Origin of the sequence: Pseudomonas sp. NY15437 (assembly GCF_048068435.1) — a bacterium.
Lineage (GTDB): Bacteria > Pseudomonadota > Gammaproteobacteria > Pseudomonadales > Pseudomonadaceae > Pseudomonas > Pseudomonas nitroreducens_B.
In genome coordinates this window covers 111,017-135,302 of sequence record NZ_JBLUQC010000011.1, presented here as the reverse complement: position 1 = coordinate 135,302, position 24,286 = coordinate 111,017, and the positions used below count along the sequence as shown (strand labels likewise).

General features: G+C 67.3%; 24 protein-coding genes. 11 read left to right on the top strand and 13 right to left on the bottom strand.

The features are described 5' to 3' along the window. The first annotated feature begins 102 nt into the window (after positions 1-102). Positions 103-339, top strand: coding sequence for a hypothetical protein (locus ACNFIA_RS22950; RefSeq protein ID WP_259756785.1), 237 nt, complete (start codon positions 103-105; stop codon positions 337-339). Here ACNFIA_RS22950 and ACNFIA_RS22945 read toward each other — a convergent pair. The 6 genes from ACNFIA_RS22945 to dinG all read right to left on the bottom strand — a co-directional run bounded on the left by ACNFIA_RS22945 (position 324) and on the right by dinG (position 9,488). Further along, positions 324-1,463 (bottom strand): glycerate kinase, encoded by a 1,140-nt coding sequence (locus tag ACNFIA_RS22945; RefSeq protein WP_416788959.1) that lies wholly within the window; start codon positions 1,461-1,463, stop codon positions 324-326. The genes ACNFIA_RS22950 and ACNFIA_RS22945 overlap by 16 nt on opposite strands. Before the next feature lie 334 nt (positions 1,464-1,797). After that, a complete protein-coding gene (pdxH, locus tag ACNFIA_RS22940) occupies positions 1,798-2,445 on the bottom strand; it encodes a pyridoxamine 5'-phosphate oxidase (RefSeq protein ID WP_259756788.1) in 648 nt (215 codons plus the stop codon). Positions 2,446-2,553: 108 nt separating this feature from the next. Further along, the gene (locus ACNFIA_RS22935) at positions 2,554-3,348 is read right to left on the bottom strand and encodes an OmpA family protein (RefSeq protein ID WP_416788957.1); all 795 of its coding nucleotides are present in this window, start codon (positions 3,346-3,348) and stop codon (positions 2,554-2,556) included. 248 nt (positions 3,349-3,596) lie between these two features. Further along, positions 3,597-4,742 carry a serine hydrolase domain-containing protein gene (locus ACNFIA_RS22930; RefSeq protein ID WP_416788955.1) on the bottom strand — a complete coding sequence of 382 codons (1,146 nt, stop codon included), beginning with the start codon at positions 4,740-4,742 and terminating at the stop codon, positions 3,597-3,599. 117 nt (positions 4,743-4,859) lie between these two features. Continuing rightward, positions 4,860-7,139 carry a beta-galactosidase gene (locus ACNFIA_RS22925; RefSeq protein WP_416788953.1) on the bottom strand — a complete coding sequence of 760 codons (2,280 nt, stop codon included), beginning with the start codon at positions 7,137-7,139 and terminating at the stop codon, positions 4,860-4,862. 204 nt (positions 7,140-7,343) lie between these two features. Next, on the bottom strand, positions 7,344-9,488 hold the full coding sequence (gene dinG, locus ACNFIA_RS22920; RefSeq protein ID WP_259756792.1) for an ATP-dependent DNA helicase DinG: 2,145 nt from the start codon (positions 9,486-9,488) through the stop codon (positions 7,344-7,346). Positions 9,489-9,610: 122 nt separating this feature from the next. Here dinG and ACNFIA_RS22915 point away from each other — a divergent pair, with 122 nt between their 5' ends. Then, entirely contained in the window at positions 9,611-10,075 is a 465-nt protein-coding gene (locus ACNFIA_RS22915; protein ID WP_045209867.1) for a CopD family protein, read from the top strand. A gap of 62 nt (positions 10,076-10,137) precedes the next feature. Here the strand turns inward: ACNFIA_RS22915 and ACNFIA_RS22910 are convergent, their stop codons facing one another. From ACNFIA_RS22910 to ACNFIA_RS22900, 3 genes are all read right to left on the bottom strand, one after another. Then, a complete protein-coding gene (locus ACNFIA_RS22910) occupies positions 10,138-10,902 on the bottom strand; it encodes a collagen-like protein (RefSeq protein WP_416788949.1) in 765 nt (254 codons plus the stop codon). Continuing rightward, positions 10,895-11,182, bottom strand: coding sequence for a DUF1145 domain-containing protein (locus ACNFIA_RS22905; RefSeq protein WP_416788947.1), 288 nt, complete (start codon positions 11,180-11,182; stop codon positions 10,895-10,897). The genes ACNFIA_RS22910 and ACNFIA_RS22905 overlap by 8 nt, the downstream gene beginning before the upstream one ends. A gap of 120 nt (positions 11,183-11,302) precedes the next feature. After that, on the bottom strand, positions 11,303-11,935 hold the full coding sequence (locus ACNFIA_RS22900; protein WP_259756798.1) for an OmpA family protein: 633 nt from the start codon (positions 11,933-11,935) through the stop codon (positions 11,303-11,305). A gap of 140 nt (positions 11,936-12,075) precedes the next feature. Here ACNFIA_RS22900 and ACNFIA_RS22895 point away from each other — a divergent pair, with 140 nt between their 5' ends. From ACNFIA_RS22895 to ACNFIA_RS22885, 3 genes are all read left to right on the top strand, one after another. Further along, positions 12,076-12,564, top strand: coding sequence for a DUF6231 family protein (locus ACNFIA_RS22895; RefSeq protein ID WP_416788945.1), 489 nt, complete (start codon positions 12,076-12,078; stop codon positions 12,562-12,564). Between the two features lie 2 nt (positions 12,565-12,566). Beyond that, positions 12,567-13,040, top strand: coding sequence for a YchJ family protein (locus ACNFIA_RS22890; protein ID WP_416788942.1), 474 nt, complete (start codon positions 12,567-12,569; stop codon positions 13,038-13,040). 123 nt (positions 13,041-13,163) lie between these two features. Then, positions 13,164-13,790: a trimeric intracellular cation channel family protein gene (locus ACNFIA_RS22885; RefSeq protein ID WP_236174736.1), complete on the top strand. Its 627-nt coding sequence runs from the start codon at positions 13,164-13,166 to the stop codon at positions 13,788-13,790. On the opposite strand, the gene ACNFIA_RS22880 is transcribed toward ACNFIA_RS22885, so the two are convergent. Next, positions 13,791-14,324 carry a hypothetical protein gene (locus tag ACNFIA_RS22880; protein WP_416788940.1) on the bottom strand — a complete coding sequence of 178 codons (534 nt, stop codon included), beginning with the start codon at positions 14,322-14,324 and terminating at the stop codon, positions 13,791-13,793. 122 nt (positions 14,325-14,446) lie between these two features. Between ACNFIA_RS22880 and ACNFIA_RS22875 the strand changes: the two genes are divergently transcribed. The 4 genes from ACNFIA_RS22875 to ACNFIA_RS22860 all read left to right on the top strand — a co-directional run bounded on the left by ACNFIA_RS22875 (position 14,447) and on the right by ACNFIA_RS22860 (position 18,606). Further along, complete coding sequence (locus ACNFIA_RS22875) at positions 14,447-14,932, top strand: LEA type 2 family protein (protein WP_259756806.1); 486 nt, start codon at positions 14,447-14,449, stop codon at positions 14,930-14,932. Between the two features lie 8 nt (positions 14,933-14,940). Further along, a complete protein-coding gene (locus ACNFIA_RS22870; protein WP_017521040.1) occupies positions 14,941-15,141 on the top strand; it encodes an SEC-C metal-binding domain-containing protein in 201 nt (66 codons plus the stop codon). 184 nt (positions 15,142-15,325) lie between these two features. Next, the gene (locus ACNFIA_RS22865) at positions 15,326-17,866 is read left to right on the top strand and encodes a penicillin acylase family protein (RefSeq protein ID WP_416788937.1); all 2,541 of its coding nucleotides are present in this window, start codon (positions 15,326-15,328) and stop codon (positions 17,864-17,866) included. Between the two features lie 197 nt (positions 17,867-18,063). After that, on the top strand, positions 18,064-18,606 hold the full coding sequence (locus tag ACNFIA_RS22860) for an AAA family ATPase (RefSeq protein ID WP_416788934.1): 543 nt from the start codon (positions 18,064-18,066) through the stop codon (positions 18,604-18,606). Positions 18,607-18,756: 150 nt separating this feature from the next. Here ACNFIA_RS22860 and dcd read toward each other — a convergent pair whose 3' ends face one another. From dcd to apbC, 3 genes are all read right to left on the bottom strand, one after another. Beyond that, a complete protein-coding gene (gene dcd, locus ACNFIA_RS22855; protein WP_254471607.1) occupies positions 18,757-19,323 on the bottom strand; it encodes a dCTP deaminase in 567 nt (188 codons plus the stop codon). A 96-nt stretch (positions 19,324-19,419) separates the two neighbouring features. Beyond that, positions 19,420-20,031 carry a hypothetical protein gene (locus ACNFIA_RS22850; protein ID WP_416788929.1) on the bottom strand — a complete coding sequence of 204 codons (612 nt, stop codon included), beginning with the start codon at positions 20,029-20,031 and terminating at the stop codon, positions 19,420-19,422. Positions 20,032-20,046: 15 nt separating this feature from the next. Beyond that, positions 20,047-21,141 (bottom strand): iron-sulfur cluster carrier protein ApbC, encoded by a 1,095-nt coding sequence (gene apbC / locus ACNFIA_RS22845; protein WP_259756812.1) that lies wholly within the window; start codon positions 21,139-21,141, stop codon positions 20,047-20,049. Positions 21,142-21,427: 286 nt separating this feature from the next. Between apbC and metG the strand changes: the two genes are divergently transcribed. Both metG and ACNFIA_RS22835 read left to right on the top strand, forming a co-directional pair. Continuing rightward, positions 21,428-23,461 carry a methionine--tRNA ligase gene (gene metG / locus ACNFIA_RS22840; protein WP_416788926.1) on the top strand — a complete coding sequence of 678 codons (2,034 nt, stop codon included), beginning with the start codon at positions 21,428-21,430 and terminating at the stop codon, positions 23,459-23,461. 31 nt (positions 23,462-23,492) lie between these two features. After that, positions 23,493-24,284 carry a DUF4349 domain-containing protein gene (locus ACNFIA_RS22835; RefSeq protein ID WP_416789080.1) on the top strand — a complete coding sequence of 264 codons (792 nt, stop codon included), beginning with the start codon at positions 23,493-23,495 and terminating at the stop codon, positions 24,282-24,284. Positions 24,285-24,286: the final 2 nt, after the last annotated feature.

Genomic DNA, 24,286 nt, shown 5'->3' with positions numbered 1-24,286 from the left:
CTTTCGTACAGTTTGTGCCAACGGCGCCGAAAACGCCTGCTCTGGCTCAGTTTTTCCGGCATTAGTATCGATTACGCTGGCGCGCCTGGCAGGAGCACCCCCATGGATTATTTCATCATCGTCGTCACCACCGCCGCCGGTCTGTACTTCCACTGGTGGATCTACTGGCGCATCCGCCGCTGGATGGACCGCGACCTGGCCCTGTCGCTGGCCGGCGACGATCCGCACAAGCGCAGCTACCTGCTCGAACGCCTCGCCGACGCCAAGCGCCAGAAGGTGAAGCGCCGCGACCTGCCCGACTGGCTGCAACGCGCTGCCGACGACTACCGCGCCGCCTGAGCCAGCGACCAGAACCGCGCCAGCGCCTCGGCGCGGTGTTCCAGCTCCTGCGCCGCCCGGGCGCAGGCGTCGGCCAGGGTGATCGGCCCGGGCGCCAGGCTGAACGCCGCCTCGATGCCCGCCTCGCGCAATTGCGCCAGGCCTTCGCCGACGCTGCCCGCCAGTGCGATCACCGGCACGCCCGCGCGGCGGGCGACATGGGCCACGCCCACCGGCGTCTTGCCGTGCAGGCTCTGGCCGTCCAGCCGCCCCTCGCCGGTGATGACCAGCGACGCACCGGCCAACGCCGACTCCAGCGCCGACAGTTCGGCAATCAGCTCGATGCCGGGACGGAAGCGCGCCTTGAGAAAAGCCCGACAAGCGAAGCCCAGGCCACCGGCGGCGCCGACACCGGGGAACAGGCTGTGATCCTGCCCCAGCGCGAGTGCGGCGTTTTCGGCAAGGCGCTTGAGCGCCGCGTCCAGTTGCCGGACCTGTGCCGGGCTCGCCCCCTTCTGTGGGCCGAAGACCGCCGAAGCGCCGTGGGGACCGCAGAGGGGATTGTTGACGTCGGCCGCGACTTCGATCTCGACCGTTGCCAGTCGCGGGTCGAGGTTCGACAGGTCGATACGCGCCAGTTCGGCCAGCCGAGCACCGCCTGCGCCCAGCTCGTTGCCCTGGCCATCCACGAAACTCGCGCCCAGCGCCTGCAACAAGCCCAGGCCGCCGTCATTGGTGGCGCTGCCACCCAGGCCGATGATGATCTTCCTCGCGCCGGCATCCAGCGCTTCACGAATCAGCTCGCCGGTGCCGCGGCTGGTGGTGCGGGTGGCGTCGCGCTGGGCCTCGGGCACCCAGTGCAGGCCGCTGGCGGCGGCCATCTCGATCACCGCCGTGGCGTCGTCCAACCAGCCCCAGTGGGCCTTCACCGGCTGCCCCAGCGGGCCACAGACCTCCCGCTCGCGGCGCTCGCCCGGCCGCGCCGCCAGCACCGCGTCCACGGTGCCTTCGCCGCCGTCGGCCATGGGCCGCAGCAGGGTTTCGTCGCCGGGCCGCGCGCGCAGCCAGCCACGGGAAATGGCCTCGGCGACGGCGGGGGCGGAGAGGCTTTCCTTGAAGGAGTCGGGGGCGATGACGACTTTCATGGGAACGGGTCCGTTGTGCGGGAGGATGGAGGCATCCTACACCGCAGCACGGTTTTCCCGACGTGCGTAGGAGCGGACTTTGTCCGCGATGGGTGTGACTCGCGCCGGAAACCATCGCGGACAGAGACGTCTCCCCCAGGATAATTCAGAGCTCGGACCAGCCCTCACCCTAACCCTCTCCCGCGGGAGAGGGGACCGTTCGGTGCAGGATGAAACCGCGGCGTCAGCCGGGACGATCTGCTCCCTCTCCCTGCGGGAGAGGGCTGGGGTGAGGGGAAACACAGGCACGGACTTACCCTGTTGGTCCTACACCACGCTAACCTGCGGAATAGGATCAGGGCGCCAGGCGCTCCAGCACCCAGGCGCCGTTCTCGACGCGGAAGTTCAGGCGATCGTGCAGCCGGCTCGGGCGGCCCTGCCAGAACTCGACGCGATGGGGCAGCAGGCGATACCCGCCCCAGAACTCCGGGCAGCTCGGCGCGCTGTCGGCGAAGCGCTTCTCGGTTTCGGCGAGCAATTGCTCCAGCTCGCCACGGCCGTCGATCACCCGGCTCTGCGGCGAAGCCCAGGCGCCCAGGCGGCTTCCCAGCGGACGCACGCGGTAATAGGCGGCGGACTCTTCGACCGAGACTTTCTCGACGCGCCCTTCGATGCGCACCTGGCGCTCCAGGGCCGGCCAGAAGAAGGTCATGGCCGCGCGCGGGTTTTCCCCGAGCTGCTGGCCCTTGGCACTCTGGTAGTTGCTGAAGAAGGTGAAGCCGCGCTCGTCGAGGCCCTTGAGCAGGAGCACGCGGCAGTGTGGCTGGCCGTCGGCGTCCACGGTGGCGAGCGTCATGGCGTTGGGTTCGACCGGCAGTTGCTCGGTCTTCAGCGCATCCTCGAACCACTGGTTGAAGAGGCTGAACGGTTCGGCGGGCGCCTGGGCTTCGGTCAGTCCGTCACGGGTGTATTCGCGGCGCATATCGGCCAGGGTCTGAGCCATCGGAAATCTCCTGCAGAAGAAGTCCTTAAGCTTATCCAGACTTGCGCCTTTGCGCTTGATCCACGACAAGCGTCATTCCGCGCGGAACGACGCTCGGCGTGCGCCGGATCAGTTGGCCTGGGCGAGCGCCAGCAGGCTGGTGCGCTGGGTCACCAGCACTTCGACACGGCGGTTCAGTGCGCGGCCTTCGGCGCTGGCGTTGTCGGCGCGCGGCAGGCTGGAACCGACGCCTTTGAGGCGCAGGCGATCGGCGCCCAGGCCGCTGAGGCGGAAGATCGAGGACACCGCCTGGGCACGCTGCAGGCTGACCTTGTCGTTGGTCGCCTTGTCGCCCGAGCTGTCGCTGTGGCCGAGCACCAGCACGCCGCTTTCCGGGTCGTTCTGCAGCATCTTCGCCACGTTGCCCAGCGGCGCCAGGGTCACTGGCAGCAGCAGTTCAGGACGCTTGGGGTTGAACGAGCCTTCCACCGGCGCGATCAGCACCAGGGCGTTTTCGCGGCGCTCGACGGTGAATTTGCTGCCGGCCACCGCATCGCGCAGGGACTTCTCGTGCTGGTCCAGCCACTCCTTGGTGACCTTGGCGCTCTGCGGCTTGGCGGCGGTGTCGGCGCCGGGCTTGCTCTCGCTCACGCCGAACGGCCACCACCAGTGGCCACCGGGCTGCTGGCTGCCGGCATCGGCGACCTTGGGCGCGTCAACGGCTTGCTTCGCCGGTGCGGGGGCTGCGGCAGTGGCTGCCTGATCGCCACCGAAGGGCCACCACCCGTGACGGGAACCGTCAGCCGCCGCGGCGCTGTCCGGCGCCTTTGCCTGATCCTGGGACTGGAACTGGCTGCAGGCGGAAAGGCCGACGCACAGCGCAAGGGTGGAGACTTTCAGCGTACGGGAGAACAGCAGGTTCATGGGGTCGATTCCATAAAGTTGGAACATGAAGGAAGGCCAGGCGCGGCCGGCGAGCGGCGGCCCCCTGACTTCAGCAATCGGCTTAAGAGTTGTACATAACTTACTCAGTTGGAACGAGATTTTAATCCCGAACTGACGAGCGGCGCATGCCTGCGCGCAGGAGAACGCCGTCACAGCTCGCAAGCGCGACGGCAAAAGCGGACGACCTTAAGAAGGTGCGGCGGGAGGAAGGTTCCTCCCGCTCGTCGCTACAGGCAGTCGCCGGCCAGGCGTGCCAGGCGCTGGGCGCGCGGGTCCATCAGCACATACGGGCCAAGGGTGTTGACGACGAAACCGAAGGCCAGCTCGCGTTCGGGGTCGGCGAAACCGATGGAGCCACCCGCCCCGGGATGCCCGAAGGCCTGCGGGCCGAGGCCGTAGGTGGCGTTGGCCACAGTCGGCTGGTCAAGCATGCAACCCAGACCGAAGCGCGTACAGGTCAACAATGCTCGATCCTCACCAACGGCATGTTCGCGGGTCAGTTCGGCCAGCAGCGCGTCGTCCAGCAACCTGCCCTGCAGCAGGCCGCTGTAGAAACCGGCCAGCGAACGCGCATTGCCATGGCCGTTGGCCGCCGGCTGCGACATGCGCCGCCATTCCGGCTTGTTGGTGCTGGTGAGCACCGACGGCGGGTTGGTGAAGGCGCGGGTGGATAGCGCCGCGGCGTCGGTCATCATGGTGCGCAGCAGGCGTTGTGCGGCGGCGTCGCCCAGGTTGCCCTTGCCGCGGGCGATATGGGCCACGCGAGGGAACTCGGCGTCGTCCAGGCCGATGTGGAAGTCCAGGCCCAGCGGCCGGGCGGTGCGCGCCACGATGGCAGCGCCCGGCTCGCGGCCGTCGACGCGGCGGATCACCTCGCCGATCAGCCAGCCGTAGGTGATGGGCGCGTAGCCGTGCTCGGCGCCCGGCGTCCACCAGGGCGTTTCGGCGGCCAGCGCGGCGGTCATGGTCGTCCAGTCGTACAGCGCCTCGGGCGCCAGCGGCTCGCGAATTGCCGGCAGGCCGGCGCGATGGCTGAGCAGTTGGCGCACGGTGATGCCTTGCTTGCCGGCCTGCTCGAACTCCGGCCAGTAGCGCGCGACCGGGGCGTCGAGCTCCAGCCGGCCTTCACCCACCAGTTGCAGCGCGGCGACGGCGGCGAAGGTCTTGGTGCAGGAGAACAGGTTGAGCAGCGTGTCGGCCTGCCAGTCCTGCCCTGGTTCCTTGCCTGCGCTGCCGGCCCAGAGATCGACCACGGTCTCGCCGCCGACCTGGATGCACAGTGCCGCACCGCGCTCCTGCGGGTCCTCGAACAGCGCGCTGAACGCATCGGCAACGGGGGTGAAGCGCGGATCGCAGTGGCCGTTCAGGGTCATCTCAAGCTCCGAAAAAGCACAAGGGCGGGTGGCGTCATTCTTCCAGCGCACCCCGCCCCTGGGAACCCTGCCGAAGGCAGGGTGTGGTCTCACGAATGTCGGATCATCGCGGCGCCGCTACTGCGACGCCTGCTCTTCCTCACCGCCGTCATCGCTGGCGGGCGCCGGTTTCGGCGCGGGCTCCGGCGCCACCTTGGCAGCGGCGCGGGCCTGCTCGTCGATGCCCTTGAGCGTCTGCTGGTTGGCCCTGCGCACGGCATCGACGAAGCCGCCGAACGGCAGGTCGGTGATGCCGACCAGGCCGATATGGCCGTTCTCGCCATCGAGCAGGCGGCCGGTCGCCGGCTGATCGAGGTACTGGAACCAGTGGGCACCGACGATATTCGGCGCCTTCGCCGCCTCGGCGAGGAAGCGCTGGTAGGCCTCGCCGCGCTGCTGCTCGTTGTACACCTCGGCCACGCCGCCCCAGAACGGCCCGCGGTCGCGGGAGCCGAAGTGGAACTCGGTGATCAGCACGGGCTTGTCCAGGCTGCGCACGTAGTCGGCATCGAAGCCCTGCTGCGGCAGCGGCACGTAGAGGTTGAAGCTGAGGATGTCGCAGTACTGCGCACAGGAGGCCAGGGCCTCCGGCGTGCTGACGGCGAAGCGCGGGCCGAGCAGCAGGTGGTTGGGCGCGTGCCACTGCAGCGAGTCCTTCAGCGTCTTGAAGTACTGGTCGGCATACAGGCGCAGGAAGGCGCTGTAGTCCTGGGCGATGGCCGGGTGCGCCTCGCTCGGCAGGGGCGCCTGGTAACCCGGCGCATCGAGGTCTTCCCAGGAACCCAATTGCACGCCCCAGGCGTCAGCGAGGTGCTCGTGCTCCTGGTACTTGTCCTTGAGCTGCTTGATGAAGGCGCGCTTGGCCGGGCTGTCGGTGGACAGCTTGAGCGTGCCGAAGGCCAGGGCGAAGTGCGCCTGGGCATCATCGCCGCGACCGGCCCAGGCCAGCTCGTTGTCGGCGTAGTAGCCCAGCAGCCAGGCATCCTCGCGGTGGTCGCGGGCGGCGATGGCGATGGCGCGCTCGGCAGCCATGGCGAAGCGCGGGTCGAACGGGTCGGGCATGGCGCCCCACCAGTCGTAGCCGGTGCTCACCGTGGCGTAATCGCCGCTGATGGACAGCGGCACGCTGTAGGGCAGGCGCGGATCGTCGGCGAAAGCCGGATCGCTCCAGTCGCCCAGGGTATTGAAGCCCCAGGAGCCGAGGCGCTGCACGGTGCGCTCGCGCCACGCGGCAGCGGCGGCGTCGCCGCTGAGGCCGCCGTCGGCGCGGAAGCGGTTGGCGGCGTAGAAGTCGAACCAGCGGCCATTGCCGAAGGCGCGGCCCTGCTGGGCGCCCACGCCGCTGCGGTCGTCACGCTGGCCGTAGAAGGCGGCCAGCGGCTCGCCTTCTTTGGGCAGGCTGGCGAACATGTATTCGCGGCCTTCCACGTAGGTCTGGCTGCTGTCGGCGTTCACCGCGTTGACGCCCAGGGACCAGAACGAGTGGCCCTCGGGCGTCACCAGCCACCAGCGGCCGTTGCGTTTTTCCGTGCGGAAGAAACCGGTGCCCTCGAAGGCCGGGCCGTCCAGCAGGCCGCCGAAGGCGTCCCGGCCGGGGGCGGGCTGCCACTTCTTGAGTTGCTCGCCTTCGGCTTTCCAGGCGCTGGCCAGTTGCTCGGCGCTCTTCACCTTCTCCGGCCAATCACTGCGGGTGGACTGGCCGAAGCCGTCGACGATGCCGGTGTAGGCCTTGCGGTATTCGTCGTTGCCGGCGCGGGTGCCGAAGCGGCCGACGAGGATGTCCTGCGCCGCCTTGGGCGAGGTCAGGAACAGTTTCACCGCGCCGACTTGGCTGCGGTTCAGCTCGCCGGTGACCTTACTGGCCAGCAGCAGGCGCTGGCCGTCCTGGGTCACGGGCATCGGTACGCCGGCGCGCATGCCGAAGTCTTCCGGGGCGATGGCGTGCAGCGGGATCACCAGGGTCTGCGCCGGGCCTGGCGGCAGGGCGATGCTGGCGCGCAGGCCGGGGGCGCCGGCGACGCCTTCGATCTCCACTTCCAGGGTGATGGCCCAGTCCATGGCGTTCTGGATGCGCAGGCTGACGCTGTCGGCCTGGGACCAGTCCCAGCTGCCGTTGGACGGCGCCAGGCGCAGGGTCGGTTGCGGCGCCGGGTTGAAGTTCACCCGGCGCAGGATCTCGCCCTCGGGCGTGGCCTCGGCGGTGGCACTGGGCAGGTCGGCGTTCTGCGTGGTCACCGTGACCACGGCCATCGGCTTGACGAAATTGAACAGGGTTTCATTGCCGCCAGCCGACCAGGCCGGGGCACTGGCGATGGCCAGGCTGAGCAGCAGAGGCAGATGCCAACGCGGAGCGATCATTTATCCTTGTCCTCACTACGCACCGCCAGCAGGCGGGCGCTGAATTCAACCAGGAAGCATTTTCCGCTCCGAACTCGAGGATCTTGCGAGCTAGAGCAGAACAAGGCGGAAGCTGGCCCGGAAGCGGAGTTTACACGCAGTAAATGAGCACTCCGGGCCAGCTTCCAACGCAGTTATGCCGACGCGCAGCTGATCGAACTCCGATCAAGCTATTTCACGGCGGAAAGGCGGGAGCGCGTTAAGAATGGCCTTGCCGTAGCGCTGCGTCACCACACGGCGATCGAGCAGCGTAATGGTGCCGCGGTCCTGCTCGGTGCGCAGCAGGCGGCCGCAGGCCTGCACCAGGCGCAGCGAAGCGTCGGGCACGGCGATCTCCATGAACGGATTGCCGCCGCGCGCCTCGATCCATTCCGACAGCGCCGCCTCCACCGGGTCATCCGGCACGGCGAAGGGAATCTTGGCGATTACCACGTGCTCGCAATACGCACCGGGCAGGTCCACGCCTTCGGCGAAGCTGGCCAGGCCGAACAGCACGCTCGGTTCGCCATCGTCCACCCGCGCGCGGTGCTTGTTCAGGGTTTCCTGCTTGGACAGGTTGCCCTGGATCAGCACGCGCTTGCGCCAGTCGCGTTCCAGGCCGTCGAAGACTTCCTGCATCTGCTTGCGCGAGGCGAAGAGGATCAGCGAGCCGCGCGAACCTTCGACCATCGCCGGCAGCTCGCGGATGATCGCCGCGGTATGGGCGGCGGCGTCGCGCGGGTCGGCCTTGAGGTCCGGCACGCGCAGCACGCCGGCATCGGCATGGTGGAACGGGCTCGGCACCACGGCGGTGACGGCGGCGCGCGGCAGGCCGGCGCGCATGCGGTAGCGGTCGAAGGTGCCCAGCGCGGTGAGCGTCGCGGAGGTCACCAGCACGCCGTAGGCCACGTTCCACAGGTTGCGGCGCAGGGTCTCGGCGGCGAGGATCGGGCTGGCGTTGGCCTCGATGTCGTAAAAGGTTCCGCTCTCGGCGAGGGTCAGCCAGCGCGCCATGGGCGGGCTGTCTTCCGGGTCCTCGCTGGTGAAGGCGGTCCACAGCTCCCAGTTGCCCTGGGCACGGGACAGCAGGCTGCCGAACAGCGGGTACCACTCTTCGGCCTGGTGGCTGGCGATGCCGACGCTGCCCTCCCCGTCCATGGCTTCCTTGAGCAACTCGGTCAGGCGGGTGAAGAGGTCGGTGAGCTTGGCGAACCCTTTCTTCAGTTCAATGCCCATCTCGCGGATGTGCTCGGGAACCACCCCACCCTCGAAGCGATGGCGCGGCCGCTCGCGGCCTTCCATGTCCTCGCCGGCACGGAAGTCGCCGACTTCCTCGCAGGCGGTGAACATGAACTGCTGATGCGTGCGCAGCTCGCGGGCGAGTTCCGGCACCTGTTCGATCAGGCGGCCAAGGTCGCCCGGCAGCGGGTTCTGCGCCAGCAGCTTGGTCAGGTTCTTTTCCACCTGGCCCAGCCAGTCTGCGGTGGCGCGCAGGCGGGTGAAATGGGCGAAGTGGCCGATGGCCTTGTCCGGCAGGTGATGGCCTTCGTCGAACACATAGATGGTGTCGCGCGGGTCCGGCAGGATCGCGCCGCCGCCCAGGGCCAGGTCGGCCAGCACCAGGTCATGGTTGGTGACGATCACGTCGACCTTGGTCATGCCCTCGCGCGCCTTGTAGAAGGCGCACTGCTGGAAGTTCGGGCAATGGCGGTTGGTGCACTGGCTGTGATCGGTGGTGACCTGGGCCCACTGTGCATCCTCGATGGCCTCCGGCCAGGAGTCGCGGTCGCCGTCCCAGCGGTTGCCCGCCAGGCGCTCGATCATCTGGTTGAACAGCTTGGTGGAGGTTTCGTCCACGTCGATGCGGAAACCTTCCTCCTCGAACAGCTGGGCAGTGGCGCTCTGCGCCTGGCCTTCCTGTAGCAGGTGGTCGAGCTTGGACAGGCACATGTAGCGCCCGCGCCCCTTGGCCAGTGCGAAACTGAACGACAGGCCGGAATTGCGCAGCAGGTCGGGCAGGTCCTTGTGGACGATCTGCTCCTGCAGGGCGACGGTGGCGGTGGCCACCACCAGGCGCTTGCCGGCGGCCTTGGCGCAGGCGATGGCGGCAAGGCTGTAGGCGACGGTCTTGCCGGTGCCGGTGCCGGCTTCCACGGCGACCACGGCGGCATCGCCCAGGCGATGGCCTTCCTCATCGCTGGCGATGGTCCCCAGGACCTTGGCGACTTCGGCGATCATCAGGCGCTGGCCGTAGCGCGGCTTGAGTTCCTTGGCCTCGAGGAAGCGCGAGTAGGCGCCCTGGATCGTGGCCTTGAGTTCGGTGCTGAGCATGGACTTCCCGGGCCCCGGAGCGTGCCGAAAGGACACATCCGGATGCTGGATAAATTTTCAGTGGTTCGAATCGGCCGCTATGATAGCGCGCTTGACTTCAATCGCCAGCGGAGATCGTCCGAATGACACCCTTTGCCTTCGTCTATGCCCTGCACGTCCTGGCCGCCCTGGTCTGGGTCGGCGGCATGTTCTTCGCCTGGATGGTGCTGCGCCCGGCCGCCGTCGCCGCGCTGGAAGCCCCGCCGCGGCTGAAGCTGTGGCTGGAAGTGTTCCCGCGCTTCTTCCGCTGGGTGTGGGCGGCGGTGATCCTGCTGCCGGTCACCGGCGTGGGCATGCTGCACCTGAGCTTCAACGGCATGGCCGGCGCACCGCGCTACGTGCAGGTGATGATGGGGCTGTACGTGGCGATGCTCGCGCTGTTCCTGCGTATCCAGGCGCTGCAACTGCCGGAGCTGCGCCGCGCAGTGGGCGCCGAGGACTGGCCGGCCGGCGGCGCCGCGCTGGGCAAGATCCGCAAGACCGTGGGTCTGAACCTGCTGATCGGCATGGCGCTGGTGGCGTTCGTCGCCGCGCGCCCGCACTGGTAAGACCCGCACCGCAAAAAAAAGCCCGCCCGGTTGCCGGGCGGGCTTTTTTCACGCACCGCGACTCAGAAGCGCTTCACTTCCAGGCGGCCATCGCTGCCCTTGGCACCTTCCGCACCGCCCTGACCTTCCGCGCCGGGCTTCTCGCCCGCCACCGAATAGAACCAGCAGCCCTTCTCGCTGCTACGCGGTCCGGCCTTGCCGGGCTTGCCGCCGGCACCGCCGGCTCCGCCTTCCAGGCGCACCTTGACCGTGGCCACATCGAACCGCTCGGGCACTTCCAGGCGCACCACGCCGCCGGCTGCGCCGGTCTGGCCGTTGCCGCCGTTCTGGCCGTCACCGGCGGATTTTCCGCTGCCCCACAGGCAACCGGAGGTCTGCGCACTGCCGCCGTCCAGGCCGTCATAACCCGGAGCGCCGACACCGCCGCGCACGTCGATCAGCAGGTTTTCCACCTGCACGTCCTGCAGCCGCAGCACCAGGTTGCGGCCACCGCTGGCGGGCTTTTCGAAGCTGCCGGAGCTGCCTTGCGCGGCGATCACGCTGCCGTCGGCCAGATGGCCGTGCTGCACGTCGATCTGCAGCGCCTCGTTGCCGGGGAACACGCCGATGCGCGCGTTCTTCGCCAGGTCCAGCTCGCCGATCTTCAGTTCCTTGACCCGCGACGGAATCAGCAGCGCGCCTTCCGGGCCGACGCTGATGCGGTCCAGGCTCAGGCTGTCGCCCTTCACCGGCAGACGCAACACGGTGTTGGCTTCCACCGACACGCTGCCGGCGGCAAAGCAGGCCAGCGGGGCGCACAGCGCCAGGCCCAGCAGCGACTTACGCATGGGTATCTCCTTCTACGGGGGCAGGGGCCGAGGGCGGCAGGGTAGCGAAGTGGAAGACGCCGAACAGCAGGATCTGCAGGCGGTCCATGCCCGGATGCGGGCGACCCTGCAGACGCTTGCGCAGCGCCACGACCTCGACGATGTGAATCAGCAGGATCAGCGCACCCGCCGCGTTGAGCAGCAGGGCGAAGGGATGTGCGAAGGGTTGGATCAGATTGGCCAGCACCGCCATCCAGAACAACAGGGCAATCACCTTGCCCAGCCCCAACAACGCTTTCATGTAGTGCCCCCGTGTTTTTCTTTGCCGGGGAACATACGCCTCTGCCCCCGGCTATGCCAGTGGCAACCGGGAATGACAAAGGGGGCCACGAAGGCCCCCTCTGCACAGGTCACCCCGGACTTACTGGCGGGTGATCTTGATTTCCACGCGACGGTTCTCGGCGCGGCCTTCCTTGGTCTTGTTGTCCGCCACCGGCTGGCTTTCGCCATAACCGACGACCGACTTGATGCTGCTGGCAGGCACGCCGGCATCGACCAGGTAGTTGGACACGGCGTTCGCACGGCGCTCGGACAGTTTCTGGTTGTAGGCGTCGGTACCGATGCTGTCGGTATGGCCGCCAATGTTCAGCTCGGTAGTCGCGGCTTCGCCTTTGAGGCGGGTAGCGATGGTGTCGAGCTTGTCCTTGTCCTGCGCATCGATCTTCGACGAGTCGAAGGCGAAGTGCAGGTCACGCACCACGATGGTCTCTTCCTTGGGCAGCGGGGCCGGAGCAGGCTCAGGAGCCGGCGCAGGCGGCGGAACCTCGGCCACTTGTTCGGCGGCACCATGCACCCAGCAGTAGGACGCCCCCAGTACACCGCCAATCAGGGCTCCCCAACCCGCCCAGGCGCTGCTTTCGATGGAACCCAAACCTGCGCCACCGACACCGCCCACCACGGCACAGGTCGGCCAGTCGGACTTCTGCAACCCTGCGCAACCGGTGAGCAACGTGCTTACCAGCAGCAGGGGTAAAGCGGTCCTTGTGATGCTCATAAAGTTATGTCTCCTCTAATGATCGGGTCTTGACCGACAATTACCGAGTAAAGACGTGACTGACAGAATGCGCCAGCACTAGGCCATATGGGTGTCACACGCTAGTCTTCGTTCATTATTTTTTGCCTTCGACGAGCCCCATGATTTCGACACGCACGCCACAACAAGCCCTGGCCGCCCTGCTCGCCCGTTACGCACCGCAGCGCCTGCTGCTGGTGGGCGCCAGCCAGCTCCCGGCGGTGGACGCCTTCCTCGCGGTGCATCCGGATTGTGAGCTGTTTCACGCCGACGCCGGCGCCCTGCCGGCGGAACTGGCCGGCCAGCGCTACGACCTCGCGCTGCTGGCCGACTGCCTGGAGCACCTGCCGCGCCGCGAAGCGCAGCAACTGGTGGGCGGCATCCGCAACCTCAACAGCAGCCGCGTGGCGGTGCTGGTCGACCTCGACGCCGCCCAGGCGCAGGATGCGGACTTCTACGCCCTGGCCATGCAGGCCAGCGAACGCTTCCAGCGCGACGCGCAGGTGATCACGCTGTTCACCTACGATCTGCACGAATACAAACAGGTCCCGGACTGGCTCAACGCGAAGTTCTGGGCCAACCCGCAAAACTTCGGCAAGTACTGGTGGTGACCATGATCGAACCGACCTGCCCGTGCGGCAGCGGCCGGCCGTTGCCCGACTGCTGCGGGCGCTTCCACGCCGGCGTCGCCGCGCCCACCGCCGAGGCACTGATGCGCTCGCGCTACAGCGCCTACGCGCTGGGCCTGGTGGATTACCTGAAGGACACCACCCTGCCCGCCCAGCAGCAAGGCCTGGACCTGGACGCGATCCGCACCTGGAGCCTGGGCAGCACCTGGCTGGGCCTGGAGGTGGAAAGCCACGAAGTGCTCGGCGGCCAGCCCGAGCATGCGCGGGTGACCTTCGTCGCGCGCTGGCATGACGCCGGCGGCGAGCACAGCCATCGCGAATGCTCCGGATTCGTCCAGCGCGACGGCCGCTGGTACTTCCTCGACCCCACCGTGCCGATGAAGCTGGGGCGCAACGACCCGTGCCCCTGCGGCGCCGGTGGCAAGCTGAAGAAGTGCTGCGGTCCCTGGATTGAGTAGGACAGCCTCGAGTGAGGCGCCGACTCGCAGCACTTGGGGGCGTTCGGTGTCTGGGCTAGAATCCGCGCTTTTTTCCGGTGCGGCGGTACTTCGCCGTACCGGCTACTCCTGCCGGACCTCGCCATGCTGCTGACCGTTCTCTACATCATCGCCATCACCGCCGAAGCCATGACCGGCGCGCTGTCCGCCGGCCGGCGCAGCATGGACCTGTTCGGCGTGGTGCTGGTGGCCTGCGTCACCGCCCTGGGCGGCGGTTCGGTGCGCGACATGCTCCTGGGCCACTACCCGCTGACCTGGGTGCGCCACCCGGAATACCTGGCGCTCACCGCCGGCGCCGCGCTGGTCACGGTATTCATCGCCCCGCTCATGCGCCACCTGCGCTCGATGTTCCTCGCGCTGGACGCCGTGGGCCTGGTGGCTTTCACCCTGATCGGCTGCCAGGTCAGCCTGGAGATGGGCCACAGCCTGCTGATCGCCGCGGTCAGCGGCGTGATCACCGGGGTCTTCGGCGGCATCCTGCGGGACATCTTCTGCAACGACGTGCCGCTGATCTTCCGCCGCGAGCTGTACGCCAGCGTGTCCTTCGCCAGCGCCTGGTGCTACCTGATCTGCCTGCAGATCGACCTGCCCAAGGAGCAGGCGATGCTGATCACCCTGTTCGCCGGCTTCCTGTTCCGTATGCTGGCGATCCGCTTCCGCTGGGAAATGCCCAAGTTCGTCTACCAGGACGACCCGCACCAGGGCGACTGATCACTCCGCGAGTTTCAGGTGGCTGGTATCCGGCGCGGGCTTCGCGGGCTCGGGCTTGGCCTGGCCCATGTCGCTGCCCACCGGAGCGACGCTGAACTGGCTGAGGTCCACCCGCGGCGCCTGGGCCTCAGGTTTTTCGTCCTGCAGGTCGGCGCCCACCGGCGCGAGGCCGAAGTCCGGCGCATCCACCTCGGCGAACGCCGCCATGTAGCCGTCACGCGGCGCCACGTTCAGGCGTCCCGGCGTAGCCGGCGGCGCGGGTTCGGCCGGCGGCGGCGGGGCCAGCTCGATTTCCTCGATCGGCGCGTCCATGTCGACCACGTCGACGACGGCGCCGGCACGCTCGATCACACTGCGGTACTTTTCCGCCGCCTCCGCATCGAGGTTGTTCTTGATCACCATGCGGCGGCCGGAGAACAGCAGCTCGATGCGCTGGGCGTCGGCCTGGAACAGCCTGGCCAGGTTGGCTTTCACCGTGTCGAGCTGAGCACCGGGAACGGTTCGTCCCGAGAAGGCAATCTCATAGCGACTCATCTTCACTCTCCTGGGTTAACCCGCCGGTTACATTCGGCCAGTATGGTGCAGCTTCTTTTAACGTAACAACAACTTGCGGCCGAGCAGGTGCTTGGTACACTGGGGCGTCTTGAGGGGTAGACATGAATTATCAGGCGCAAATGATAAGAATTTTCAGCCTGTTCTGGCTGTTCAGCCTCGTCTCCGGCTGCGGCTGGATGTCAGGCAATTTCGAGCAACCCGACGTGAAGCTGCAGAAAGTCGACGTCGTGAAAGCTCGCTTGCTGGAGCAGGAGTTCGTCCTGCATTTCCGCATCGACAACCCGAACGACTTCAGCCTTCCGGTTCGCGGCCTGGCCTACAAGGTCAAGCTGAACGATATCGACCTGGCCGAGGGCGAGTCGAATAACTGGTTCACGGTGCCGGCCAATGGTTACGAGACCTTCGAAGTCCCGGTGACCACCAACCTGTGGCGGCACATGAAGTACATCGTCAAGCTGCTGGAAAATCCCGACAAGCCGATCCGCTATCGCCTCGACGGTGAAGTGAAGACAGGCCTGCTGTTCGGACAGAGCGTGCACATCGCCCGCAATGGCGAGATAATTCCCGGCGATTTCATCCCCGAGTGAGCGTCACCATGAGCCAGGAACCCCACGTACACGGTCCGAACTGCAACCACGACCACGATCATGACCACCACCATGACCACGGTCACGTGCACGGCCCGCACTGCAACCACAGCCACGAGCCGGTGCGCAACCCGCTCAAGGACGTGGGCCGCAACGATCCTTGCCCCTGCGGCAGCGGCAGCAAGTACAAGAAGTGCCACGGCGCCTGACCCAGGCTTGCGGCACCGCGAAGAAGGCCCGCCGAGCGCGGGCCTTCTGCTGTCCGGCCCAGTTGTTCGTCGGCTGCTGAAAATCCCGCCGCGCGTAGCTTGCACAGCAATCCTCGGCTCACTAACGTAGCGCCCTTCAAGCGACCACCTTTTCCAGCGACATCTTGTGCAGGAGCACATCCCCATGGCCCCGCGAGCCTTCCGCCGGCTTCCCAGCTTCGGCCTTGCCGCCACCCTCAGCGCCGCTGTCAGCCTCACCGGTTGCCAGGGCTGGCTCAATGACCGCTACGCAGGCAGCCTGCCGCCGACCTACGGCGTGCAGCCGATCAAGGGCCTGGCGGACAACGTGTCGATCCGCCGCAACAGCCTGGGGATGCCGCTGATCGAGACCAGCACCTTCCACGATGCGCTGTTCACCCTGGGCTATGTGCACGCCACCGACCGCATCAGCCAGATGGTCGGCCTGCGCCTCATGGCCCAAGGGCGCCTGTCCGAGATGGTCGGCCCCGGCGCGCTGGAAACCGACCGCTTCATGCGCACGGTGAACCTGAAGAAGGCCGCCGATGCACTCTATGCCGGCGCCTCGCCGCGTCTGAAGCGCTTCTTCGAGACCTACGCGCGCGGCGTCAACGCCTACCTGTACCGCTACCGCGACAAGCTGCCGATGGACCTAGCCGAGTCCGGCTACCGTCCCGAGTACTGGAAACCGGAAGACTCCGCGCTGGTCTTCAGCCTGCTGAACTTCGGCCTGGCGGTGAACCTGCAGGAAGAGATCGCCTCCCTGGTGCTCGCGCAAAAAGTGGGCGCCGACAAGCTGCCCTGGCTGACGCCGATCTACCCGGACGAAGCGCTGCCCTTCGAGGAAGCCGAGAAGCTCAAGGGCCTGCGCCTGGACGGCAGGATCGCCGGCCTCGACGCCCTGGACCGCGCCGCCGGCCAGGTCGCCTCGCTGCAGATGATGGGCGTCGCCGCGTCCAACAACTGGGCCATCGCCCCGCAGCGCACGCGCAGCGGCAAGAGCATCCTGGCCAATGACACCCATCTGCCGCTGTCCATGCCCTCGGTGTGGAACTACGTGCAGATCCGCTCGCCCAAATACAACGCCGCGGGCGTCTCCATCGCCGGCGTGCCGGGCGTGGTCGCCGGCTTCAACGGCAAGCTGGCCTGGGGCATGACCATGGTCATGGGCGACAACCAGGACCTCTTCCTCGAACAGGTGAAGCGCCAGGGCAACAAGCTCTACTACCTCGCCGACGGCCAGTGGAAACCGGCCATCGAGCGCAACGAGACCTTCTTCATCAAGGGCCGGAGCCCGGTCCGCGAGGTGATCTACGAAACCCGCCACGGCCCGCTGCTCAACAGCGCGCTGGGCGAGCGCAAGCACGACCTGCAGCCGCTGCCGCTGTCCAGCGGCTACGGCATCGCCTACCAGAGCATCCAGGGCGAGACCGACCGCACCCTCGACGCCTTCTTCGACCTGTCCCGGGCGAAGAACGTCGAGCAGGCCTTCGACGCCACCCGCGACGTGCGCGCGATGGCGCTGAACATCGTGTTCGCCGACGAGAAGCACATCGGCTGGCAGGTCACCGGACGCTTCCCCAACCGCAAGGAAGGCCGCGGCCTGCTGCCCTCCCCCGGCTGGGACGGCCGCTACGACTGGGACGGCTACGCCGACCCGATCCTGCACCCCTCCGACCAGGACCCGGCGCAGGGCTGGCTGGGCACCGCCAACCACCGCAGCGTACAGCCGGGCTACGGCGCGCAGCTGTCCAGTTCCTGGTACTACCCCGAGCGCTACGAGCGCATCGCCCAGCTCGCCGGCGCCAGCAAGAGCCACGACTACCGCAGCATGATCGCCATGCAGTACGACCAGACCACGCCGTTCGCCGGCAAGCTGCAGGCGATGCTGGACGCACCGGGCATGGCGCAGCCGCTGAAGAAGGCCATCGACGCCCTGCCCGCCGACCAGCGCGCCCGTGCCCGCGAGGCGCTGGACCGGATCATGGCATTCGACGGCAAGCTCTCGGCCACCTCCGGCGACGCCGCGCTGTACGAAGCCTTCCTGCAGGAAAGCACCAAGCAGATCTTCCTGGACGAACTGGGCCCGGAAGACAGCCCATCGTGGAAGGCCTTCGTCGAGACCGCCAACCTGTCCTACTCGGCCCAGGCCGACCACCTGCTGGGCCGCGACGACAGCCCGTTCTGGGATGACACCCGCACCCCGCAGAAGGAAGACAAGCCGGCGATCCTCGCCCGCAGCCTGGCCGCCGCCACCGCCTTCTGCGAGCAGAAGCTGGGCAGCGACCGCCGCGCCTGGCAGTGGGGCAAGCTGCACACCTACGAGTGGCTCAGCGACAGCACCAAGATGGCGCCGAACCTCAGCGCCGGCGACCGCGCCAGCCTGGGCGCGATCAAGGGCTACCTGGACCGCGGCCCCTATCCGGCCGGCGGCGACCACAGCACGTTGAACGTCTCGGCCTACCACTGGGGCCAGGACTTCAATACCTGGCTGATCCCGGCCATGCGCATCGTCGTCGACTTCGGGCAGAGCGAACCGATGATCGGCCTCAACAGCAGCGGCCAGTCCGGCAACCCGGCCAGCCCGCACTACGCCGACGGCATCGACGCCTGGCTGAAGGGCAACTACATGAGTTTCCCCTTCCAGTCGCAGAACCTGGAGAAGGTCTACGGCGTGAAACGCCTGACGCTGGTGCCGGAAAAGTGATGATCTGAAAAATATTTCGCCGGGGTTGGGAACTTGCTTCCCGCCCCGGAATCAGATTTGTCGACTTACTCCATGATCATATTCAGGCACCCTCTGGGTGCCTTTCTTTTTTCCCGCTCCGCACCCGCTGCACCACCCCTCGCACGAACTCTCCCCCGGACGGTACTCCCGCATCCTTCTACCCAGGAGTCTTCGCCATGTCCGAATCCCTTATCGTCCTCACTGGCGGCCCTGGCGCCGGCAAGAGCACCTTGCTCCACCACCTGCGCCAGCATCACGGCCTCAATGTCGTCCCGGAAGGCGGCCGCGCCATCATTCGCGAGCAAGTCGCCCGTGGCGGCGACGCCCTGCCGTGGGCCAACCGGGAGGCTTTCTGCCAGGCGATGTTCGAGCACGCGCTGGCGACGCGCGAGACGGCGCTCGACGCCGGTGGCGTGTGGCTGTTCGATCGGGGCTTGCCGGATGTGCTGGGCTACGCGCGGCTCTGCGGACTGGCGCCCCCGGAACGCCTGGAATGCGCGGCGCGGGAGCAGCGCTATGGGGCTATCGTCTTTCTCGCCCCCGCCTGGGAAGCTATCTACCGCAACGACACCGAACGCAGGCAGGACTTCGCCGAGGCGCAACGCACCGCGGCGGTGATGGCCGAGGTGTACGAAGAGCTGGGCTACCGCGTGCTGGAGCTACCTCTGGGCAGCCTGGAGGAGCGCACGACGTTCATCCTGGCGCGGAGCCACGTGTAGGAGCGAGCTTGCTCGCGAACGGCGCTTGCCGGTGAGCACTGTGCCGTTGCGTTCGCGAGCAAGCTCGCTCCCACAGAAACCGACGGTTGCCGCGGACGACGGGCAATAAAAAACCGGGCCTTGGCCCGGTTTTCCACAGCAGCAGCGCGATCAGGCCTTGGGCAGGGTGACGCCGGTCTGGCCCTGGTACTTGCCGCCGCGATCGCGGTACGACACTTCGCAGGCCTCGTCCGACTGCAGGAACAGCATCTGCGCCACGCCTTCGTTGGCGTAGATTTTCGCCGGCAGGTTGGTGGTGTTGGAGAATTCCAGCGTCACGTGGCCTTCCCACTCCGGTTCCAGCGGGGTCACGTTGACGATGATGCCGCAGCGCGCGTAGGTGCTCTTGCCCAGGCAGATGGTCAGCACGTCGCGCGGGATGCGGAAGTATTCGACGGTGCGGGCCAGGGCGAAGGAGTTCGGCGGGATGATGCAGACGTCGCTGTTGATGTCCACGAAGCTCTTCTCGTCGAAGTTCTTCGGGTCCACCACGGCGGAGTGGATATTGGTGAACACCTTGAATTCGGCGGCGCAGCGCACGTCGTAGCCGTAGCTGGAAACGCCGTAGGAAATCACCCGGCTGTCATCGGCACCACGAATCTGGCGCTCGACGAACGGCTCGATCATGCCGTGTTCCTGAGCCATGCGGCGAATCCACTTGTCCGATTTGATGCTCATGGCGGGTGTCCTGTGCGGCGGTTGAAAAAAGAAGGCGAATCTTACCGGGGCCGGCCCTTTCGGGCAAAGGGCCGGCGGTCACACGCTGGCGCCCGCTCAGGGATGCCAGCTCGTGCGCAGCCTGCGCTGGTCCACCGAGAAACGCAGCCAGTCCTCGGCATAGCCGTCGGCGCAGTCGCACTCCGCACCGGGCACGGCCTCGCGCACCAGGCGCAGGTCGACGCCCGCGGGCGACTGGCGCAGCACCAGGCTGGCTGTTTTCAGCAGGCCTTCCACGGCGCCCGGGTCGCCCAGGCGCTTGTCCAGCACCTGCAGGGTGGCGAGGTCGAGCAGCAGCGCATCCACCACCGGCAGGCCGGGACGGTTGTCACGCACCAGGAGCAGCAGGCCGAGCCCGTTGCCCATGTCCAGCAGCGGCACCGGGTCGCAGGCGCTCGGCGGGCTGCCGAGCAGGCCGGTGGAGTGGTAGAGGGCTGGCGGTAGCGGCAGCGCCACGCGGGAGCCATCGGCGCGGCGCGCCTGCACGGCCATGTCGTCTTCGAAGGCATCGCCCGAGGCGGAGCGGAAGTCCAGGGTCACCGGCTGGCCGCCGATCACGCACTGGGCCTGCCAGTTGGCGCCCTCGTCTTCGCCCCGGGCAGCGGAGCCAGCAAGGCCCAGGCAAGCCGCCAGCAGCCAGCCGGCGGCGCGTTTCGCATCCTTGCGCATGGTGCTCCCTGCGGTTCAGTCGTCGCTGATGGAGATGTTCGGCAGGTCCGGCGCAGCCTTCTCGCTCAGGGCGATGCGGGCGCCGACGCAGCGCGCCATTTCCTGGTAGATCATCGCCAGCTGGCTTTCCGGGTCGGCGATCACGGTGGGCTTGCCGCCGTCGGCCTGCATGCGGATGGCCATGGACAGCGGCAGCGACGCCAGCAGCTCGACGCCGTACTGCGCGGCCAGCTTCTCGCCGCCGCCTTCGCCGAACAGGTGCTCGGCATGGCCACAGTTGGAGCAGATGTGCACGGCCATGTTCTCCACCACGCCCAGCACGGGGATGTTGACCTTGCGGAACATCTCCACGCCCTTCTTGGCGTCCAGCAGGGCCAGGTCCTGCGGGGTGGTGACGATCACCGAGCCGGCCACAGGGACTTTCTGCGCCAGGGTCAGCTGGATGTCGCCGGTGCCCGGCGGCATGTCGATGACCAGGTAGTCCAGGTCGTTCCAGGCGGTCTGGGTGATCAGTTGCAGCAGCGCGCCGGATACCATCGGGCCGCGCCAGACCACCGGGGTGTTGTCGTCGGTGAGGAAGGCCATGGACATGACTTCCACGCCGTGAGCCTGCAGCGGGACGAACCACTTCTGCTCGCGGATCTGCGGCCGGGTGCCCTCGGGGATGCCGAACATGATGCCCTGGCTCGGCCCATAGATGTCGGCGTCGAGGATGCCGACCTTGGCGCCCTCGCGGGCCAGCGCCAGCGCGAGGTTGGCGGCGGTGGTGGACTTGCCCACGCCGCCCTTGCCGGAGGCCACGGCGATGATGTTCTTGACGTTGCTCATGCCCGGCACCTGGGCCTGGGCCTTGTGTGCCGCGATGTGGATCTCCACCTTGACCTGGGCGGAGTCGACGCCGTCCAGCGCTTCCAGCGCCATCTGCACGGTCTGCGCCAGGCCGTTCTTGAACAGGCCGGCGGCGTAGCCCAGCTCCAGGGTCAGCGCGACGCGCCCGCCCTGGATGTCCAGCTCGCGCAGGTAGCCGGCGTCCAGCAGGTTCTGGCCGGTGTGGGGGTCGTTGATCTGGCGGAGAAGGTTTTCCACCGTGGCTCGGTTGGCGGCGCCCATGGGTACTCCCGATGAAAGACTGAGCAGAATGGGCGGGTATCTTACGCCTGTCGCCGCGGCCTTGCTCGGGTCATCGGGGGTAGGCCGGGTTCGCGAGCAAGCTCGCTCCTACGAAGAGCGCCAACTCTGCATGAACCTGTAGGAGCGAGCTTGCTCGCGAACAGCCCGAGCGCCTGATGCTCAAAGGTGAATTTGCCCCTACAGCCAAGCGGCCCACGGATGAAAATTTCCCCCCGCCCCTATATAGTTGCCGATTCCCTCGTTTTAACCGGAACGGCCGATCATCATGTCCGAAGCCCGCAAGATCCTCGTCACCAGCGCCCTGCCCTACGCCAATGGTTCGATCCACCTGGGTCACATGCTGGAGTACATCCAGACCGACATCTGGGTGCGCTTCCAGAAGATGCGTGGCAACCAGGCGGTGTACGTGTGCGCGGACGATGCCCACGGCTCGGCCATCATGCTGCGCGCCGAGCGCGAAGGCATCACCTCCGAGCAGCTGATCGACGGCGTGCGCGCCGAGCACATGGCCGACTTCGCCGACTTCATGGTGGACTTCGACAACTACCACTCGACCCACTCGGACGAGAACCGCGAGCTGTCCTCGGCCATCTACCTGAAGCTGCGCGAGGCCGGCCACATCGCCACCCGCCCGGTGACCCAGTACTTCGACCCGGAAAAGCAGATGTTCCTGGCCGACCGCTTCATCAAGGGCACCTGCCCGAAGTGCGGCACCGCCGACCAGTACGGCGACAACTGCGAAGCCTGCGGCGCGACCTACTCGCCCACCGAGCTGAAGGACCCGAAATCGGCGATTTCCGGCGCCACCCCGGTGCTCAAGGAGTCGCTGCACTACTTCTTCAAGCTGCCTGACTTCCAGGAAATGCTGCAGCAGTGGACCCGCAGCGGCACCCTGCAGGACTCGGTGGCCAACAAGCTCGCCGAGTGGCTGGATGCCGGCCTGCAGGAATGGGACATCTCCCGCGACGCGCCCTACTTCGGCTTCGAGATCCCGGATGCGCCGGGCAAGTATTTCTACGTCTGGCTGGACGCGCCGATCGGCTACATGGCCAGCTTCAAGAACCTCTGCGCGCGCCGTCCGGAGCTGGACTTCGACGCCTACTGGCAGCAGGGCTCCGACGCCGAGCTGTACCACTTCATCGGCAAGGACATCGTGAACTTCCACGCGCTGTTCTGGCCGGCCATGCTCGAAGGCGCCGGCTACCGCAAGCCGACCGCGCTGAACGTGCACGGCTACCTGACCGTCAACGGCCAGAAGATGTCCAAGTCCCGCGGCACCTTCGTCAAGGCGCGCACCTACCTGGACCACCTGGACCCGGAATACCTGCGCTACTACTACGCGGCCAAGCTGGGCCGCGGCGTGGACGACCTCGACCTGAACCTCGAGGACTTCGTGCAGAAGGTCAACTCCGACCTGGTCGGCAAGGTGGTCAACATCGCCAGCCGTTGCGCCGGTTTCATCCACAAGGGCAACAACGGCCTGCTGGTGGACGCCAACCCCGCGCCGGAACTGGTCGAAGCCTTCCGCAGCGCCGCGCCGAGCATCGCCGCCGCCTACGAAGCCCGTGACTTCGGCCGCGCCATGCGCGAGATCATGGCCCTGGCCGACCAGGCCAACGCCTGGATCGCCGACAAGGCGCCCTGGTCGCTGAACAAACAGGAAGGCAAGCAGGACGAAGTCCAGGCCATCTGCGCCCTGGGCGTGAACCTGTTCCGCCAGCTGGTGATCTTCCTCAAGCCCGTGCTGCCGAAGCTGGCCCAGGCCGCCGAAGCCTTCCTCAACGTCGCCCCGCTGAAATGGGCCGACCACGAGCAGCTGCTGGCCAACCACCAACTGAACCCGTTCAACCCGCTGATGACCCGTATCGAGCCCGCGAAAATCGAAGCCATGATCGAAGCCTCCAAGGAAGACCTCGCCGCCGCCAACCAGCCCAAGGGCAATGGCGAACTGACCAAGGACCCGCTGGCCGCGGAAATCAACTTCGACGCCTTCGCCGCCGTCGACCTGCGCATCGCGCTGATCGAGAAGTGCGAGTTCGTCGAGGGCGCCGACAAGCTGCTGCGCCTGTCCCTGGACATCGGCGACGAGAAGCGCAACGTGTTCTCGGGCATCAAGAGCGCCTACCCGGACCCGAGCAAGCTCGAAGGCCGCCTGACCCTGTACGTGGCCAACCTGGCCCCGCGCAAGATGAAGTTCGGCGTCTCCGAAGGCATGGTCCTGGCTGCCGGCCCCGGCGGCGAAGAGATCTACCTGCTCAGCCCGGACAGCGGCGCCAAGCCGGGCCAGCGCGTCAAGTAAGCATCGCACGGCAAGGAGGCCAACGATGAAACTGCACCACTGGGCAGCGCTTGCCCTGAGCGCCGCCCTCGCCGGCTGCGGCGCTCCCTCGGAGCACGGTGCCGGTTCCGGCGCCGCTTTCCAGGGGGAAGCGGCGAAAGCCGGATCCTTCCTCGCCTATGAACACCAGGTCGGCATCCGCCTCGCCAGCGAGCGCATCGATGCGCAACTGGCCGCCTCCCGCGACGCCTGCACCCAGGACCGCTTCGGCCCGTGCGAGCTGATCGCTATCGAGCAGAGCGGCGATAGCCAGAGGCGCAACGCACAGCTGGTGGTGCGCATCGTTCCGGACGGCGTGGAAAAACTCGTTGCCCTCGCCGCCGCCGGCGGACAGCTGCAACGCCGCAGCACCCGCGCCGAGGACCTCGCCCAGGCCGTCAGCGACACCCAGCAGCTGCGCGACCGGCTGGAGCGCGAGTACCAGACCCTGCAGGGTTTCCAGGGCCGCAAGGACATGAGCGTCAGCGACCTGCTGGCCCTGGCCAAGGCCACCGCCGAGGTCGAGCAGCAACTGCACACCGCCCGCCAGGACGCGGCCCAGCAGCAACGACGCATCGCCACCAACCTGCTGACCCTGGACTTCTCCAGCGACCACCAACCCACCGGACGCTGGTCGCGCATTGGCGAAGCCTTCGGCCATTCACTGGACGAACTCACCGACGGCACCGTCAACGCCATCCAGGTGGCCGCCTTCGGCCTGCCGCTGCTGGTAGTACTGCTGATCGCCGCCCTGATCCTGCGCTGGCTCTGGCGCAAACTCGGCACCCGACGCGCCGCGAACTGACC

Coding starts and splice junctions, on each gene's coding strand:
- ACNFIA_RS22950 (WP_259756785.1), top strand. CDS start 103: ATGGATTATTTCATCATCGTCGTCACCACCGCCGCCGGTCTGTACTTC.
- ACNFIA_RS22945 (WP_416788959.1), bottom strand. CDS start 1,463: ATGAAAGTCGTCATCGCCCCCGACTCCTTCAAGGAAAGCCTCTCCGCC.
- pdxH (WP_259756788.1), bottom strand. CDS start 2,445: ATGGCTCAGACCCTGGCCGATATGCGCCGCGAATACACCCGTGACGGA.
- ACNFIA_RS22935 (WP_416788957.1), bottom strand. CDS start 3,348: ATGAACCTGCTGTTCTCCCGTACGCTGAAAGTCTCCACCCTTGCGCTG.
- ACNFIA_RS22930 (WP_416788955.1), bottom strand. CDS start 4,742: ATGACCCTGAACGGCCACTGCGATCCGCGCTTCACCCCCGTTGCCGAT.
- ACNFIA_RS22925 (WP_416788953.1), bottom strand. CDS start 7,139: ATGATCGCTCCGCGTTGGCATCTGCCTCTGCTGCTCAGCCTGGCCATC.
- dinG (WP_259756792.1), bottom strand. CDS start 9,488: ATGCTCAGCACCGAACTCAAGGCCACGATCCAGGGCGCCTACTCGCGC.
- ACNFIA_RS22915 (WP_045209867.1), top strand. CDS start 9,611: ATGACACCCTTTGCCTTCGTCTATGCCCTGCACGTCCTGGCCGCCCTG.
- ACNFIA_RS22910 (WP_416788949.1), bottom strand. CDS start 10,902: ATGCGTAAGTCGCTGCTGGGCCTGGCGCTGTGCGCCCCGCTGGCCTGC.
- ACNFIA_RS22905 (WP_416788947.1), bottom strand. CDS start 11,182: ATGAAAGCGTTGTTGGGGCTGGGCAAGGTGATTGCCCTGTTGTTCTGG.
- ACNFIA_RS22900 (WP_259756798.1), bottom strand. CDS start 11,935: ATGAGCATCACAAGGACCGCTTTACCCCTGCTGCTGGTAAGCACGTTG.
- ACNFIA_RS22895 (WP_416788945.1), top strand. CDS start 12,076: ATGATTTCGACACGCACGCCACAACAAGCCCTGGCCGCCCTGCTCGCC.
- ACNFIA_RS22890 (WP_416788942.1), top strand. CDS start 12,567: ATGATCGAACCGACCTGCCCGTGCGGCAGCGGCCGGCCGTTGCCCGAC.
- ACNFIA_RS22885 (WP_236174736.1), top strand. CDS start 13,164: ATGCTGCTGACCGTTCTCTACATCATCGCCATCACCGCCGAAGCCATG.
- ACNFIA_RS22880 (WP_416788940.1), bottom strand. CDS start 14,324: ATGAGTCGCTATGAGATTGCCTTCTCGGGACGAACCGTTCCCGGTGCT.
- ACNFIA_RS22875 (WP_259756806.1), top strand. CDS start 14,447: ATGAATTATCAGGCGCAAATGATAAGAATTTTCAGCCTGTTCTGGCTG.
- ACNFIA_RS22870 (WP_017521040.1), top strand. CDS start 14,941: ATGAGCCAGGAACCCCACGTACACGGTCCGAACTGCAACCACGACCAC.
- ACNFIA_RS22865 (WP_416788937.1), top strand. CDS start 15,326: ATGGCCCCGCGAGCCTTCCGCCGGCTTCCCAGCTTCGGCCTTGCCGCC.
- ACNFIA_RS22860 (WP_416788934.1), top strand. CDS start 18,064: ATGTCCGAATCCCTTATCGTCCTCACTGGCGGCCCTGGCGCCGGCAAG.
- dcd (WP_254471607.1), bottom strand. CDS start 19,323: ATGAGCATCAAATCGGACAAGTGGATTCGCCGCATGGCTCAGGAACAC.
- ACNFIA_RS22850 (WP_416788929.1), bottom strand. CDS start 20,031: ATGCGCAAGGATGCGAAACGCGCCGCCGGCTGGCTGCTGGCGGCTTGC.
- apbC (WP_259756812.1), bottom strand. CDS start 21,141: ATGGGCGCCGCCAACCGAGCCACGGTGGAAAACCTTCTCCGCCAGATC.
- metG (WP_416788926.1), top strand. CDS start 21,428: ATGTCCGAAGCCCGCAAGATCCTCGTCACCAGCGCCCTGCCCTACGCC.